The organism is Macrococcus sp. PK (assembly GCF_022501545.1).
GTDB lineage: Bacteria > Bacillota > Bacilli > Staphylococcales > Staphylococcaceae > Macrococcoides > Macrococcoides epidermidis.
Window position 1 is genome coordinate 97,328 of the sequence record NZ_JAEPRF010000015.1, and the last position, 14,174, is coordinate 111,501.

At 36.5% G+C, this 14,174-nt stretch carries 21 protein-coding genes; 19 read left to right on the forward strand and 2 right to left on the reverse strand.

Annotated features, from left to right (window positions below; genetic code table 11):
- Positions 1-102: 102 nt before the first annotated feature.
- Positions 103-2,232, forward strand: coding sequence for a DNA topoisomerase III (locus JJJ02_RS09535; protein ID WP_240838690.1), 2,130 nt, complete (start codon positions 103-105; stop codon positions 2,230-2,232).
- Positions 2,233-2,309: 77 nt separating this feature from the next.
- A complete protein-coding gene (locus JJJ02_RS09540) occupies positions 2,310-3,827 on the forward strand; it encodes an SLC13 family permease (protein WP_111716803.1) in 1,518 nt (505 codons plus the stop codon).
- Positions 3,828-3,880: 53 nt separating this feature from the next.
- Here JJJ02_RS09540 and JJJ02_RS09545 read toward each other — a convergent pair whose 3' ends face one another.
- Positions 3,881-4,597: a PepSY domain-containing protein gene (locus JJJ02_RS09545; RefSeq protein ID WP_240838693.1), complete on the reverse strand. Its 717-nt coding sequence runs from the start codon at positions 4,595-4,597 to the stop codon at positions 3,881-3,883.
- A 254-nt stretch (positions 4,598-4,851) separates the two neighbouring features.
- Between JJJ02_RS09545 and JJJ02_RS09550 the strand changes: the two genes are divergently transcribed.
- Positions 4,852-6,189, forward strand: coding sequence for an NCS2 family permease (locus JJJ02_RS09550; RefSeq protein WP_240838696.1), 1,338 nt, complete (start codon positions 4,852-4,854; stop codon positions 6,187-6,189).
- A gap of 37 nt (positions 6,190-6,226) precedes the next feature.
- Here the strand turns inward: JJJ02_RS09550 and JJJ02_RS09555 are convergent, their stop codons facing one another.
- Positions 6,227-6,625 carry a hypothetical protein gene (locus JJJ02_RS09555; RefSeq protein WP_096077504.1) on the reverse strand — a complete coding sequence of 133 codons (399 nt, stop codon included), beginning with the start codon at positions 6,623-6,625 and terminating at the stop codon, positions 6,227-6,229.
- A gap of 424 nt (positions 6,626-7,049) precedes the next feature.
- On the opposite strand from JJJ02_RS09555, the gene rpsJ reads away from it, so the two are divergent.
- From rpsJ to rpsH, 16 genes are all read left to right on the forward strand, one after another.
- Complete coding sequence (gene rpsJ / locus JJJ02_RS09560; RefSeq protein ID WP_096077503.1) at positions 7,050-7,358, forward strand: 30S ribosomal protein S10; 309 nt, start codon at positions 7,050-7,052, stop codon at positions 7,356-7,358.
- A 26-nt stretch (positions 7,359-7,384) separates the two neighbouring features.
- Positions 7,385-8,047: a 50S ribosomal protein L3 gene (rplC, locus tag JJJ02_RS09565; protein WP_099578991.1), complete on the forward strand. Its 663-nt coding sequence runs from the start codon at positions 7,385-7,387 to the stop codon at positions 8,045-8,047.
- Positions 8,048-8,075: 28 nt separating this feature from the next.
- The gene (gene rplD / locus JJJ02_RS09570) at positions 8,076-8,699 is read left to right on the forward strand and encodes a 50S ribosomal protein L4 (RefSeq protein WP_099578989.1); all 624 of its coding nucleotides are present in this window, start codon (positions 8,076-8,078) and stop codon (positions 8,697-8,699) included.
- A complete protein-coding gene (rplW, locus tag JJJ02_RS09575) occupies positions 8,699-8,974 on the forward strand; it encodes a 50S ribosomal protein L23 (RefSeq protein ID WP_096077500.1) in 276 nt (91 codons plus the stop codon). The genes rplD and rplW overlap by 1 nt, the downstream gene beginning before the upstream one ends.
- A gap of 47 nt (positions 8,975-9,021) precedes the next feature.
- Entirely contained in the window at positions 9,022-9,852 is an 831-nt protein-coding gene (gene rplB, locus JJJ02_RS09580) for a 50S ribosomal protein L2 (RefSeq protein WP_096077499.1), read from the forward strand.
- A 66-nt stretch (positions 9,853-9,918) separates the two neighbouring features.
- Positions 9,919-10,197, forward strand: coding sequence for a 30S ribosomal protein S19 (gene rpsS / locus JJJ02_RS09585; protein WP_012656110.1), 279 nt, complete (start codon positions 9,919-9,921; stop codon positions 10,195-10,197).
- Positions 10,198-10,219: 22 nt separating this feature from the next.
- A complete protein-coding gene (gene rplV, locus JJJ02_RS09590; protein WP_240838699.1) occupies positions 10,220-10,597 on the forward strand; it encodes a 50S ribosomal protein L22 in 378 nt (125 codons plus the stop codon).
- Between the two features lie 27 nt (positions 10,598-10,624).
- Positions 10,625-11,278 carry a 30S ribosomal protein S3 gene (gene rpsC, locus JJJ02_RS09595; protein ID WP_096077496.1) on the forward strand — a complete coding sequence of 218 codons (654 nt, stop codon included), beginning with the start codon at positions 10,625-10,627 and terminating at the stop codon, positions 11,276-11,278.
- Positions 11,279-11,280: 2 nt separating this feature from the next.
- Positions 11,281-11,715, forward strand: coding sequence for a 50S ribosomal protein L16 (gene rplP, locus JJJ02_RS09600; RefSeq protein WP_086041700.1), 435 nt, complete (start codon positions 11,281-11,283; stop codon positions 11,713-11,715).
- Entirely contained in the window at positions 11,705-11,917 is a 213-nt protein-coding gene (gene rpmC / locus JJJ02_RS09605) for a 50S ribosomal protein L29 (protein WP_041635771.1), read from the forward strand. Before rplP ends, rpmC begins: the two co-directional genes overlap by 11 nt.
- A 26-nt stretch (positions 11,918-11,943) precedes the next feature.
- The gene (rpsQ, locus tag JJJ02_RS09610) at positions 11,944-12,207 is read left to right on the forward strand and encodes a 30S ribosomal protein S17 (RefSeq protein ID WP_096077495.1); all 264 of its coding nucleotides are present in this window, start codon (positions 11,944-11,946) and stop codon (positions 12,205-12,207) included.
- A gap of 30 nt (positions 12,208-12,237) precedes the next feature.
- Entirely contained in the window at positions 12,238-12,606 is a 369-nt protein-coding gene (gene rplN, locus JJJ02_RS09615) for a 50S ribosomal protein L14 (protein WP_086041702.1), read from the forward strand.
- A gap of 31 nt (positions 12,607-12,637) precedes the next feature.
- On the forward strand, positions 12,638-12,946 hold the full coding sequence (gene rplX, locus JJJ02_RS09620) for a 50S ribosomal protein L24 (protein ID WP_099578983.1): 309 nt from the start codon (positions 12,638-12,640) through the stop codon (positions 12,944-12,946).
- A gap of 23 nt (positions 12,947-12,969) precedes the next feature.
- Positions 12,970-13,515 (forward strand): 50S ribosomal protein L5, encoded by a 546-nt coding sequence (gene rplE, locus JJJ02_RS09625; RefSeq protein WP_096077493.1) that lies wholly within the window; start codon positions 12,970-12,972, stop codon positions 13,513-13,515.
- A gap of 28 nt (positions 13,516-13,543) precedes the next feature.
- Complete coding sequence (gene rpsN / locus JJJ02_RS09630) at positions 13,544-13,729, forward strand: 30S ribosomal protein S14 (protein WP_036787751.1); 186 nt, start codon at positions 13,544-13,546, stop codon at positions 13,727-13,729.
- A gap of 29 nt (positions 13,730-13,758) precedes the next feature.
- The gene (gene rpsH / locus JJJ02_RS09635) at positions 13,759-14,157 is read left to right on the forward strand and encodes a 30S ribosomal protein S8 (RefSeq protein ID WP_096077492.1); all 399 of its coding nucleotides are present in this window, start codon (positions 13,759-13,761) and stop codon (positions 14,155-14,157) included.
- Positions 14,158-14,174: the final 17 nt, after the last annotated feature.

The following is a 14,174-nucleotide window of genomic DNA, read 5'->3' on the forward strand; positions in this document are numbered from 1 at the left end:
TAACGGAGTCATTATTAAATAACAATTGTAAATATCAAAAAAACAGATGATTCTAAAAATCTGTTATAATTTAAGAAATCAATAGAGAATAGGACGGATAATATGAAATCAGTAGTACTTGCTGAAAAGCCTTCAGTAGCACGTGATATAGCGCGTGTATTGAATTGTAATCAAAAGAAAAATGGATATATGGAGAACAATCAGTATATCGTAACATGGGCATTAGGTCACTTAGTGACAAATGCAGACCCTGAGCAATATGATAGTAAATATAAGACTTGGGATATGAAAGATCTTCCGATATTACCTGAACGTATGAAATCAGTAGTAATCGGTAAGACGCGTAAGCAGTTTAACGTCGTAAAAAGTCAGATTGAACGTCAAGATGTGAATGAAGTAATCATCGCGACAGATGCGGGTCGTGAAGGAGAGCTTGTAGCGCGTTTAATATTAGAGAAATGTAAAGGGAATAAACCTGTTAAACGTTTATGGATTTCATCAGTTACAGATGGAGCAATCCGTGAAGGATTTAAAAAGCTAAAGCCGGGGAGTGCGTATCATGGTTTATATCAAGCCGCACTTGCGCGTAGTGAGGCAGACTGGATTGTTGGTATTAATGCAACACGTGCTTTGACGACGAAATATGATGCGCAACTTTCAACTGGACGTGTACAAACGCCTACATTACAAATGGTGAAAATCAGACAAGATGCTATCAATCAATTTCAACCAAGAAAATATTATGGTTTAAATATTGTTGTTGATGGGGTGACTTTTAACTGGCAGTCACCAAATAGAATCTTTGATGAAACAGTTGTAGACGAACTTATTAAAGCATTGCAAACCGAAAAAGCAGTTATAAGCGATGTTGTAACGAACGAGAAGAAACGATATCCAGGTAAGCTATATGATTTAACTTCTTTGCAGCAAGACGCATATCGCAGATTTAAATATTCTGCTAAAGAAACGTTAAGCACGATGCAAAATTTATATGAATCACATAAACTTGTGACTTATCCACGTACTGATTCAAACTATTTAACGACTGATATGGTAAGTACATTAAAAGATCGTGTAGCTTCACTTTCATCAACTGAATATCGTACACAAGTTGTTGAATTATTAAAGTCACCAATCAAAGGCGGCAGCCATTTTATCAATGACGCTAAAGTAAGTGATCATCATGCGATTGTACCGACAGAAGTGCGTGTAAATCTTGATAGCTTAAGTGGACGAGAGCAAAATATCTATATGTTGATAGCGGAACGTTTTTTAAGCAATTTATTACCACCGAATGTCTACGCAGAACAAAAAGTCACTGTAAATATTGGTGGGTCTATTTTTGTAGCGAAACAGGAACAAACTGTAACATTAGGATTTAAGGCATTAAATCATCAAGCTTCTTTAGAAAAACATCATCGTTTCGTAAAAGGCACGACTTTAGAAAACATTAAAATTAATAAAACAACGCATGAAACTGAGCCACCTCCATATTTAAATGAAGGCACATTATTAAAAGCGATGGAAAATCCAAGTAGCATATTTGAGATTGATAAGACAGCACAATCAACGCTCAAATCTGCTGGTGGTATTGGTACCGTTGCCACGCGTGCAGATATTATAGAAAAACTTTATAATTTAAATGCGATAGAGAACTTTAATGGCAATATTAAAGTGACGAATAAAGGACGACAATTGTTAGAACTTGCACCAAATGCGTTGAAATCACCAGAACTTACGGCTGATTGGGAACATAAGCTCACGTTAATTGAGAAAAATAAATATGATAAAAATAAATTTATAGGTGAGATGCGCAAATTCACGAAAGAGATTATCGATGAGATTAAATCAAGTGAAGATAAATTTAAACACGATAATTTGACGACAACAGAATGTCCAACGTGTGGTAAATTCATGTTGGAGAAAAAGACGCGTAATGGTAAGATGCTCGTTTGTCAGGATCCAACATGTGGCACGAAAAAGAATGTGCAACGCAAAACAAATGCACGCTGTCCTGAATGTAAAAAGAAATTAACGTTACATGGTAAAGGTCCGAAAGCGATGTACAGTTGTACTTGTGGTTTCCGTGAAACGCAGGAACAAATGGATAAACGATTTAAATCACGTAAAACTGGTAAAGTATCGAAAAATGAAATGAAGAAGTATATGAAAAAAGAGGAAGAACCGATTAACAATCCATTTGCAGACGCTTTAAAAAACTTAAATCTTTAGTAGATTTTGTGAACATTGTTACCGCTTTCACAGAACATGATACAATAGGATTGAATAAAGTTAAGGGGGCTTCTACTATGGAAGAAGTTAAAAAGAAGTTGAATTTAAAGCCGTATTGGATTATTTTAAGTTTTATCGTCTTAATTGCTATCATATTACTACCGACACCAGCAGATTTGCCGATTATGGCTAAGATGGCACTTGCTATTTTAGCATTTGCAGTGATTATGTGGGTCACTGAAGCGGTGAGTTATCCGGTTTCCAGTATGATGATCGTAGCATTGATCATCATGTTGATAGGTTTTAGTCCGATTCAAAAATTAGGTGCAGCAATGGGTAACCCAATGGTAGCAGGGAAACCATTAGCTGAAGATGCGATGTTCGGTACACAAAATGCATTAAAAATAGCATTTAGTGGGTTCTCGAGTTCTGCAGTAGCACTAGTTGCAGCAGCGTTATTCTTAGCAACTGCAATGCAGGTAACCAATTTGCATAAACGTCTTGCATTACTTGTCTTATCTGTAGTTGGTAATAAAACAAATGCGGTTGTAGCAGGTTCGATCATTGTTTCAATTATACTCGCATTCTTTGTGCCTTCAGCTACGGCAAGAGCAGGTGCTGTAGTACCAATTTTATTAGGTATGGTAACAGCATTTGGTGCAAAAAAAGAATCACGACTCGCAGCCTTACTTGTTATTACTGCTGTTCAGGCAGTGTCTATCTGGAACGTAGGTATAAAGACAGGTGCAGCACAAAATATGGTCGCTATGGGATTTATCAATAAACAATTTAACCAGGATGTATCTTGGGGTGAGTGGTTTATGTATGCAGCACCATGGTCAATATTAATGTCAATTGCCTTATATTTCATTATGATCACAGTTATTAAGCCTGAAACGAAAGAAATTGAAGGCGGTAAAGAGTTGGTGAAGAAACAACTTGCTGAACTTGGTCCGGTTACTGCAAGAGAATGGCGACTCATAGCTATTTCAGTAGCATTATTATTCTTCTGGGCAACAGAAGCGAAGTTACACCCAATTGATTCTTCTTCTATTACGCTAGTAGCATTAGCGATTATGTTAACACCTAAAGTCGGTGTATTTACGTGGAAAGATGTTGAAAAGTTAATTCCATGGGGAACGATCATTGTATTTGCGATCGGTATCTCTCTAGGAAATTTATTACTGCAAACAACAGCAGCCCAATGGCTAAGTGATAAAACGTTTGGATTAATGGGGTTAGAACATATGCCGTTACTTGCAACAATCGCTTTAATTACATTGTTCAACATTATCATTCACTTAGGCTTTGCAAGTGCTACTAGTTTAGCGAGTGCCTTAATTCCAGTGTTTATTGCCTTAACTGCAACACTAGGATTAAAAGATAACGCTATTGGTTTTGTGTTAATTCAGCAATTTGTCATCAGCTTTGGCTTCTTATTACCAGTATCAGCACCACAAAACATGTTGGCATATGGTACAGGTACATTTACGGTAAAAGACTTCTTAAAAACAGGTATCGCATTAACAATTATCGGTTACTTACTTATCCTGTTATTTAGTGCGACGTATTGGCAGTGGATAGGATTGTTATAAAAAATGACCAAAATAAGGAGCACAGTGAAAAAATTCACTGTGCTCTTTTTGTGTTATGCATCTTTAGATAAAATTTTCATATCTTTCGCATCAAGTTCAAATTCTTTAGATTTACCATCTTGACCTTTTAATTCAACGTTATATTTAAATTTACCATCATCGTGATCAAGTGACCACTCTTTAATATCTCCATTGTAAACTTTTTGTGCAGCTTTTATGATTTTATCAGCTGGAACAAATTTACCGTAATCAAAAGTCTTTACGTTATCTTCATCATCTTCTACTTGAGTAGAGATAATTTTGTTTTGTTCAGCATTTACTTTAATTTCATGTGTCTTCTTATTTGTATCAATTAAAGATATAGAATAGATCCATTGACCGTTATCACGATCGAATGAAATACTTTCTAAATCACCAGGAATTTTTTTCTGTGCAGTTTTAATTGCATCTTCTGGTAATACTTTAATATCATCTAATTTAATAGAAGCTTCATTTTTATCGTTATCATCATCAGCTTCAGTAGGTTCATCTTCATTGTCTACGTCATCTTGTTCTTCTACGCTACTGTCGCCTTCTTCTTTTGCATCGTTCTTTTCGTCAGCATTATCGTCTTTGTCATTTGTATCCGTTGCTTTTGTATCCGTTTTTTCTGTTTGTTGTTCTTGTTTAGACTCGTCTTTTGGAGATTTTTCAATATCTTTCGCGTCATTATTACATGCTGCAAGCGCAAGTGCCGAAGATAGAATTAAACTTAATATTTTAAATTTCATAATAATAATTCCTCCTTTGTTATTTATGTTTTGTATTCCCAAAATATAGACAAAAAAACATTCAAATGATTTATATGCATTTTTCATTATGATTAAGACATAATGACTATAGAAAGTTTAAAAGATATGACTTTAGGATAAGAAAAATAACTAAAATACGAATATTAAAATTAATATTCATAAAATTGTATTGATTTTTCCGAACGTTGAGATTAGACTATACAAGTATAAAAATTAAAAAAGGGAAGTGCACAATGAGAAATTATTTTAAATTTGATGAATTAGGCACGAATTATAAAAGAGAGATACTTGGTGGATTAACGACGTTCTTATCAATGGCGTATATTTTAGCGGTTAACCCAGCAATGTTATCTTTAGCAGGCGTTAAAGGTATTCCTGAGAGTATGCGTATGGATGCGGGTGCAGTTTTCGTTGCTACAATTTTAGCTTCAATCGTCGGTTGTTTATTTATGGGGCTTATTGCGAACTATCCTATTGCCTTAGCACCAGGTATGGGACTTAATGCATTCTTCGCATTCACGGTTGTATTACAATATAATATTCCATGGCAAACTGGATTAACAGGTGTATTATTCTCTGGTATCTTCTTTGCATTGCTTACGATAACCGGTCTTCGAGAAACGATTATTAATGCAATTCCATTTGAACTTAAAATGGCAGTGTCAGCAGGTATTGGATTATTCATTACTTTCGTTGGTTTAAAAGGTGCTGGTATCGTTCAGGCAAATGAAGCGACATTAGTATCTTTAGGGAACTTACATGATCCTCATGTATTGCTTGCTGTAGCAGGTATCGTACTAACGATAATTTTAATGGCTAAACGTATTCCGGGTAGTATTTTTATCGGAATGATCATTACGGCTATTGCAGGTATGTTGTTCGGATTAATCGATGCACCGAAGCAAATCATTGGAGCAGTACCGAGTATTGAGCCGACTTTCGGTAAAGCATTCGATGCTTTTAGTAACCCTTCTGAATTATTAAACTGGAAATTCATTTCAGTTGTACTTACATTCCTATTCATCGATTTCTTCGACACAGCAGGAACATTAGTTGCTGTTGCAACACAAGCAGGTTTAGTAAAAGATAATAAATTACCAAGAGCAGGACGTTCGTTATTTGCAGATTCATTAGCGACAATTACGGGAGCAATATTCGGTACATCTACTACAACATCTTATATCGAGTCATCTGCAGGTGTAGCAGTTGGAGCACGTACAGGATTTGCAAGTGTTGTTACAGCAATCTGTTTTGCATTGGCTTTATTCTTCTCACCATTAATGTCAGTAGTTACGAATGCAGTAACAGCACCCGCGTTAGTGATCGTAGGTGTATTGATGGTTAGTAATTTAAATAAGATAGAATGGCCGAAGTTCGAAATCGCAGTACCGGCATTTTTAACAATTATTATGATGCCATTAACATATTCAATCGCTACAGGTATTGCATGTGGATTTATCTTCTATCCTATTACGATGGTTATGGCGAAACGTCATAAAGAAGTGCATCCAATTATGTACTTCATGGCAGTAGTTTTTATTTGTTATTTTGCTTTCGTACAACATTCATAAAAAAATTGCGGATTCTACTATTAGAATCCGCAATTTTTTAATTTTTATATTCTCTTACTGTTTCACCGGCACGACGACTATTGTAATGCGTTGTATTGCCTCTATATTCGCGCGTATTTAACACGATTCCGATATAAACTAACATTAAGAAGAACATTAACCAGTGCATAAACATTCCTACAACTGGAATGAATGCTATGGCGTTTGCAATAATGCCTACTACAGCAATTGTAGAAAGTGAAAATCTCGCTTCATTTGAGCGATCAAGTGCGGTGATGAGTAACATGATGATGTAAATCGAAATATTACTACCAAGCGGTGCCCATCCTAAAGATAAGACATAAGTACCTCCTAAGAAAGGTAATCCCATAAACCCTTCAGAAAACAACATAATAAAACCAAGAATCAATAAAATAATACGTATTGGACTTTTCATTTTTATACCCTCCAAAATTTAAAAGTAACAAATGGAACTTTTTCTTTATATATACATTATAACATGGTATAATCATATTCTATGTAAAAACGCTCAGTTAGACATTTTAAAGTTTCTTCTATATTAAATACAGAATAATAAGCGCTTAATATATAATTAATTCATATATATCTATACCTTGAATTTTTGATATTTACTAATAATTAATAAAGATTTAGATAATCTTAAAAATATATTAACAAATATCATGAAAACTATTGCTTATTCATTTATATTCGTGTATTATATCTACTGTTGGACTTTAAAAAGCGATGAAGCGAGAGGTTACTGACACACCCGGCCGCTTTGCCATGGCGATGTGTTTGACAATTTTCGTGGAGAAGTCTATCAAACCAAAATAGACGTTACAAGAGGAGGTAAAATTATGGCAAAACAAAAAATTCGTATTCGTTTGAAAGCGTATGATCACCGCGTGATCGATCAATCAGCTGAGAAAATCGTAGAAACTGCAAAACGTTCAGGTGCAGAAGTATCAGGACCGATTCCGTTACCGACGGAAAAAACAGTTTATACAATTATCCGTGCCGTTCATAAGTACAAAGATTCTCGTGAACAGTTTGAACAACGCACACACAAACGTTTAATCGACATTGTTAACCCTACACCTAAAACAGTTGATGCTCTTATGGGCTTAAACTTACCATCAGGCGTAGACATCGAAATCAAATTATAATAATAAAGTAGGAGGTGCGACTTTCGATGACCAAAGGAATCTTAGGAAGAAAAGTTGGAATGACACAAGTATTCGCTGAAAACGGTGAATTAATTCCAGTAACAGTAGTAGAAGCAGCACAAAACGTAGTATTACAAAAGAAAACTGAAGAAGTTGATGGTTACTCATCAATCCAAATCGGTTTTGAAGACAAACAAGCTTACAAAGCAACGCGTAAATCAAACAAATTTGCGACGAAACCAGCTGAAGGCCATGCTAAAAAAGCAGGCACAGCACCTAAGCGCTTCATTCGTGAATTCAGAAACGTAGATGCTTCTGAATACGAAGTAGGTCAAGAAGTCACTGTGGACGCGTTCCAAGCTGGTGACATCGTTGACGTAACAGGAGTTTCTAAGGGTAAAGGTTTCCAAGGGGCTATTAAACGTCACGGTCAATCACGTGGACCTATGAGTCACGGTTCTCGTTACCACAGACGCCCAGGTTCAATGGGTATGGCATCTGACGCTTCTAAAGTATTTAAAGGTAAAGCATTACCAGGCCGTATGGGTGGTAATACAGTTACGATGCAAAACTTAGAAATCGTTAAAGTAGACGCTGAAGCGAACGTTATCTTAGTTAAAGGTAATGTACCAGGACCTAAAAAAGGTTTAGTAAAAATTCAAACTTCAATTAAAAAAGGTAATAAATAAGTAACCACGAAAGGAGGAAACAAACATAATGGCAAATTATGATGTATTAAAAGTAGATGGAACAAAAGCTGGTTCAATCGAATTAAACGAAAGTGTATTCGGAATCGAACCTAATCAACATGTATTATTCGAAGCAATTAACTTACAAAGAGCTTCTATGCGTCAAGGTACTCATGCAGTTAAAAACCGTTCAGCAGTACGCGGTGGCGGACGTAAACCTTGGAAGCAAAAAGGTACTGGACGTGCGCGTCAAGGTACTATCCGCGCTCCACAATGGCGTGGTGGTGGTATCGTATTCGGTCCAACACCAAGAAGTTATTCATACAAAATGCCTAAAAAAATGCGTCGCTTAGCTTTACGTTCAGCGTTATCAGCTAAAGTGAAAGAAAACGCATTTACAGTTTTAGAATCATTAACTTTTGATGCTCCTAAAACAAAAGAATTCAAAAACATGACTACTACTTTAGAGTTACCAAGAAAAGTATTATTCATCGTTGAAGCTGAAGATGTAAACGTAGCATTATCTGCACGTAACATTCCAGGCGTAACTGTTATTACTGCTACTGGCTTAAACGTTTTAGATATCGTTCATGCGAATCAAGTAGTAATGACAAAAGGTGCAGTTGAAAAAGTAGAGGAGGTGCTTGGTTAATGGAAAATCGCGATATCATTAAGCGCCCCGTTATCACTGAACGTTCATCTGAACAAATGGCACAAGATAAATACACATTTGATGTAGATACGCGTGCAAACAAAACTCAAATCAAAATTGCTATCGAAGATATCTTTGATGTAAAAGTTGATAAAGTAAACGTTATGAACTATAAAGCTAAGAAAAAACGTGTTGGCCGTCACAGCGGTTACACAAACAAAAGAAGAAAAGCGATCGTTACTTTAAAAGACGGTTCAATCGACTTCTTCAGCTAAAATTAAACTAAAAAATAAACATTTACCATTAAGGAGGTAAAACGACAATGGCAATTAAACATTATAAGCCAATAACAAACGGTCGTCGTAATATGACAGGTTCAGATTTCGCTGAAATTACGTCAACGTCACCTGAAAAGTCATTACTTGAGCCCCTTCCGAGAAAAGCGGGTCGTAATAACCAAGGTAAGTTAACAGTACGTCACAGAGGTGGCGGTCATAAACGTCAATACCGTGTAATTGATTTCAAACGTAACAAAGATGGTATCCCAGCGAAAGTGGCTACAATCGAATACGATCCAAACCGCTCAGCAAATATCGCTTTATTACATTACTTAGACGGAGAAAAACGCTACATTATCGCTCCTAAAGGATTAACAGTTGGTACACAAGTATTCAACGGTCCTGAAGCTGATATTAAAGTAGGTAACGCATTACCATTAGCAAACATCCCAGTAGGTACAGTAATTCATAACATCGAATTAAAACCTGGTAAGGGTGGCCAATTAGTACGTTCAGCTGGAGCTTCAGCTCAAGTACTTGGTAAAGAAGGTAAATACGTATTAGTTCGTTTAAAATCTGGTGAAGTTCGTATGATCTTAGCTACTTGCCGTGCTACAATCGGTCAAGTTGGTAACGAGCAACACGAATTAATCAATATTGGTAAAGCGGGTCGTTCTAGATGGAAAGGTATCCGTCCAACAGTTCGTGGTTCTGTAATGAACCCTAACGATCACCCACACGGTGGTGGTGAAGGTCGTACTTCAATCGGTCGTCCATCTCCAATGTCACCATGGGGTAAACCAACGCTTGGTAAGAAAACTCGTAAGAAGAAAAACCGTTCTAACAAACTTATCGTTCGTGGACGTAAAAAATAATAATAACTTACTTAAGTTAGCGGCATAGACCGCTAACGACAGGTAAGACATGAGGGAGGCGCCATAATGGCTCGTAGTCTTAAAAAAGGACCTTTCATCGATGATCACTTAATGAAAAAAGTTGAAGCATTAGAGGAAGGCGGCAAAAAAACAGTAATCAAAACTTGGTCTCGTCGCTCTACAATTTTCCCGAACTTTATCGGACACACTATCGCAGTATACGATGGACGTAAACACGTACCTGTATACGTAACTGAAGATATGGTTGGACATAAATTAGGTGAATTCGCACCAACTCGTACTTACAAAGGTCACGGTGCAGACGACAAGAAAACTAAACGCTAATTTCAAATAAGGAGGAATAACCATGGAAGCAAAAGCGGTTGTAAGAACAATCAGAATCGCACCTCGTAAAGTGAGATTAGTTTTAGATCTTATCAGAGGTAAAGAAGTAGCGGAAGCTATCGCTATTTTAAAATTAACAAACAAAGCATCATCACCAGTAGTTGAAAAGTTATTAATGTCAGCATTAGCTAATGCAGAACATAACTATGATATGAATATTGATACTTTAATCGTTAAAGAAGCTTATGCAAACGAAGGACCAACTTTAAAACGTTTCCGTCCACGTGCACAAGGTCGTGCAAGTGCGATCAACAAACGTACAAGCCACATCACAATCGTTGTTGGCGACAAAGAAGTAAAAACTTCAAACAAAGCAGTAACTACAGAAGAAGCAAAATAATTTCAATCTCATTAAGGAGGGAATACAGTGGGTCAAAAAATTAATCCTATCGGACTTCGTGTCGGAATCATTCGTGACTGGGATGCGAAATGGTATGCAGAAAAAGATTTCGCTACTCTATTACATGAAGACTTAAAAGTTCGTAAATATATCGCAGAAAACTTAAAAGACGCTTCTGTTTCTCGTGTAGAAATCGAACGCGCAGCGAACCGTGTAAACATCGCTATCCACACTGGTAAACCTGGTATGGTTATCGGTAAAGGCGGATCAGAAATCGAAAAATTACGTAACGCATTAAACAGCTTAACTGGTAAACGTGTTCACATCAACGTTATTGAAATCAAAAAGGTTGATATGGATGCTACATTAGTTGCGGAAAACATTGCACGTCAATTAGAAAACCGTGTATCATTCCGTCGTGCTCAAAAACAAGCGATCCAACGTGCTATGAAGTTAGGTGCTAAAGGTATCAAAACTCAAGTATCAGGTCGTTTAGGCGGCGCAGACATCGCGCGTGCTGAACAATATTCAGAAGGAACTGTTCCACTTCATACATTACGTGCTGACATTGATTACGCACATGCAGAAGCAGACACTACTTACGGTAAATTAGGTGTTAAAGTATGGATCTATCGTGGTGAAGTTCTTCCTACAAAGAAGTCTAGTGAAGGAGGAAAATAGTAATGTTATTACCTAAACGTGTAAAATACCGTCGTCAACATAGACCTAAAACAACTGGTCGTTCTAAAGGCGGAAACGAAGTAACATTTGGTGAATATGGTTTACAAGCAACTACAGCTGCTTGGATTACATCTCGTCAAATTGAATCAGCTCGTATTGCAATGACTCGTTACATGAAACGTGGCGGGAAAGTTTGGATTAAAATCTTCCCTCACACACCATATACTAAAAAACCATTAGAAGTACGTATGGGATCTGGTAAAGGTGCAGTTGAAGGATGGGTAGCAGTAGTAAAACCTGGACGTATTATGTTTGAAATCGCAGGCGTATCTGAAGAAGTAGCGCGCGAAGCATTACGTTTAGCATCTCACAAACTTCCAGTGAAAACTAAGTTTGTAAAACGTGAAGAATTGGGTGGTGACACAAATGAAAGCTAAGGAAATTAGAGATTTAACCACTTCAGAAATTGAAACTAAAGTAAAATCGCTTAAAGAGGAACTTTTCAACCTACGCTTTCAGTTAGCTACAGGTCAACTTGAAAATACAGCACGTATTCGCGAAGTGAAAAAATCAATCGCGCGTATGAAAACTGTTGTACGTGAAAGAGAAATCGAGCAACAAAAAACTGAACAAAAATAATTTTTAAGGAATAGGAGGGAACTCTTGTGAGCGAAAGAAACGATCGTAAAGTTTACACAGGTAAAGTTGTATCTGACAAAATGGATAAAACTATCACTGTTGTAGTTGAAACTTACAAAACACATTCTTTATACGGCAAACGTGTAAAGTACTCTAAAAAATATAAAGCACATGATGAAAACAACACAGCGAAAATGGGCGATATCGTAAAAATTATGGAAACACGTCCTTTATCAGCTACAAAACGCTTCCGTTTAGTAGAAGTTGTTGAAGAATCAATTATCATTTAATAAGTAAATTAGATAAAGGAGGTAACTCGAATGATCCAACAAGAATCACGCTTGAAAGTAGCAGATAACTCTGGTGCTCGTGAAGTATTAACTATTAAAGTATTAGGCGGATCTGGTCGTAAAACAGCTAACATCGGTGACGTAATCGTATGTACAGTTAAAAATGCTACACCAGGTGGCGTTGTTAAAAAAGGTGACGTTGTTAAAGCTGTTATCGTTCGTACTAAATCTGGTGTACGTCGTAACGACGGTTCATACATCAAATTTGACGAAAACGCTTGTGTTATCATCCGTGATGACAAAGGACCTCGTGGAACACGTATCTTTGGACCTGTTGCACGTGAATTACGTGAAGGTAACTTCATGAAAATCGTTTCATTAGCACCTGAAGTATTATAATAAACACTAATAAAGAGGAGGTGTCTACGACATGCATATTAAAAAAGGCGACAAAGTTATCGTTATCACAGGTAAAGATAAAGGTAAAACAGGAACAGTAATCGAAGCTCTTCCTAAAAAAGATCGCGTAGTTGTTGAAGGTGTAAACATCGCAAAAAAACACCAAAAACCTACTCAAATGAATCCTGAAGGCGGCATCGTTGAATTTGAAGCTGCAATTCACGTTTCAAATGTTATGTTAATTGACCCAAAAACAAATAAACCAACACGTGTTGGTACGAAAATAGAAGATGGCAAGAAAGTACGTGTAGCTAAGAAATCTGGAGAAATCATTAAATAATTATCTGGAAGGAGGTTCTCACATTGACACAAACACGTTTAAAAGAAAAATTCATTAAAGAAATCTCACCTGAAATGATGAAGAAATTTAATTACGCATCAGTGATGGAAGTACCAAAAATCGAAAAAATCGTAGTAAACATGGGTATCGGTGACGCTGTTCAAAACTCTAAAGTCTTAGATTCAGCAGTTGAAGAATTACAAGCAATCACTGGTCAAAAACCAATGGTTACACGTGCTAAAAAATCAATCGCAACATTCCGTTTACGTGAAGGTATGCCAATCGGAGCAAAAGTTACTTTACGTGGCGAAAGAATGTACGAATTCTTTGATAAATTAGTAAACGTTTCATTACCTCGTGTACGTGACTTCCGTGGTATCTCAAACAAAGCGTTTGACGGTCGCGGTAACTACACATTAGGTGTAAAAGAACAATTAATTTTCCCTGAAATCGATTATGATAAAGTAAGTAAAACACGCGGAATGGATATCGTTATCGTAACTACTGCTAACACTGACGAGGAAGCTCGTGAATTGTTAACACAATTCGGTATGCCATTTCAAAAGTAATCTCTAATATAAAAGGAGGCTAAATTTAGTGGCTAAAAAATCAATGATCGCTAAACAACAGCGTAAACAAAAATTTAAAGTACAAGAATACACTCGTTGTGAACGTTGCGGACGTCCACATTCAGTATTACGCAAATTCAAACTTTGCCGTATTTGTTTCCGTGAATTAGCTTATAAAGGTCAGATTCCTGGCGTTAAAAAAGCAAGCTGGTAAAATTCAAACCTGAAAGGAGGATATTTTAAATGACTATGTCAGATCCAATCGCAGATATGCTAACTCGCGTACGTAACGCAAACATGGTACGTCACGAGAAATTAGAATTACCTGCATCAAACATTAAAAAAGAAATCGCTGAAATCCTTAAACGTGAAGGATTCGTTAAAAGTGTTGAATATATTGAAGATGATAAACAAGGTGTTATCCGTATGTTCTTAAAATACGGTTCTAACAACGAACGTGTTATCACTGGTTTAAAACGTATCTCTAAACCTGGTTTACGTGTATACGCGAAAGCTGATGAATTACCAAAAGTATTAAATGGTTTAGGTATTGCATTAGTTTCAACTTCTGAAGGTGTATTAACTGATAAAGAAGCGCGTCAACGTAACATCGGTGGAGAAGTATTAGCTTACATCTGGTAAGAATTATTAAAGAAGGA

Bases quoted from the DNA above. Each gene is read 5' to 3' on its own strand.
- rplW (WP_096077500.1), top strand. From the start codon at position 8,699: ATGGAAAATCGCGATATCATTAAGCGCCCCGTTATCACTGAACGTTCA.
- JJJ02_RS09540 (WP_111716803.1), top strand. From the start codon at position 2,310: ATGGAAGAAGTTAAAAAGAAGTTGAATTTAAAGCCGTATTGGATTATT.
- rplB (WP_096077499.1), top strand. From the start codon at position 9,022: ATGGCAATTAAACATTATAAGCCAATAACAAACGGTCGTCGTAATATG.
- JJJ02_RS09550 (WP_240838696.1), top strand. From the start codon at position 4,852: ATGAGAAATTATTTTAAATTTGATGAATTAGGCACGAATTATAAAAGA.
- JJJ02_RS09555 (WP_096077504.1), bottom strand. From the start codon at position 6,625: ATGAAAAGTCCAATACGTATTATTTTATTGATTCTTGGTTTTATTATG.
- rplP (WP_086041700.1), top strand. From the start codon at position 11,281: ATGTTATTACCTAAACGTGTAAAATACCGTCGTCAACATAGACCTAAA.
- rplC (WP_099578991.1), top strand. From the start codon at position 7,385: ATGACCAAAGGAATCTTAGGAAGAAAAGTTGGAATGACACAAGTATTC.
- rplN (WP_086041702.1), top strand. From the start codon at position 12,238: ATGATCCAACAAGAATCACGCTTGAAAGTAGCAGATAACTCTGGTGCT.
- rpsS (WP_012656110.1), top strand. From the start codon at position 9,919: ATGGCTCGTAGTCTTAAAAAAGGACCTTTCATCGATGATCACTTAATG.
- rpmC (WP_041635771.1), top strand. From the start codon at position 11,705: ATGAAAGCTAAGGAAATTAGAGATTTAACCACTTCAGAAATTGAAACT.
- rpsH (WP_096077492.1), top strand. From the start codon at position 13,759: ATGACTATGTCAGATCCAATCGCAGATATGCTAACTCGCGTACGTAAC.
- rplX (WP_099578983.1), top strand. From the start codon at position 12,638: ATGCATATTAAAAAAGGCGACAAAGTTATCGTTATCACAGGTAAAGAT.
- JJJ02_RS09545 (WP_240838693.1), bottom strand. From the start codon at position 4,597: ATGAAATTTAAAATATTAAGTTTAATTCTATCTTCGGCACTTGCGCTT.
- rplD (WP_099578989.1), top strand. From the start codon at position 8,076: ATGGCAAATTATGATGTATTAAAAGTAGATGGAACAAAAGCTGGTTCA.
- rplV (WP_240838699.1), top strand. From the start codon at position 10,220: ATGGAAGCAAAAGCGGTTGTAAGAACAATCAGAATCGCACCTCGTAAA.
- rpsJ (WP_096077503.1), top strand. From the start codon at position 7,050: ATGGCAAAACAAAAAATTCGTATTCGTTTGAAAGCGTATGATCACCGC.
- JJJ02_RS09535 (WP_240838690.1), top strand. From the start codon at position 103: ATGAAATCAGTAGTACTTGCTGAAAAGCCTTCAGTAGCACGTGATATA.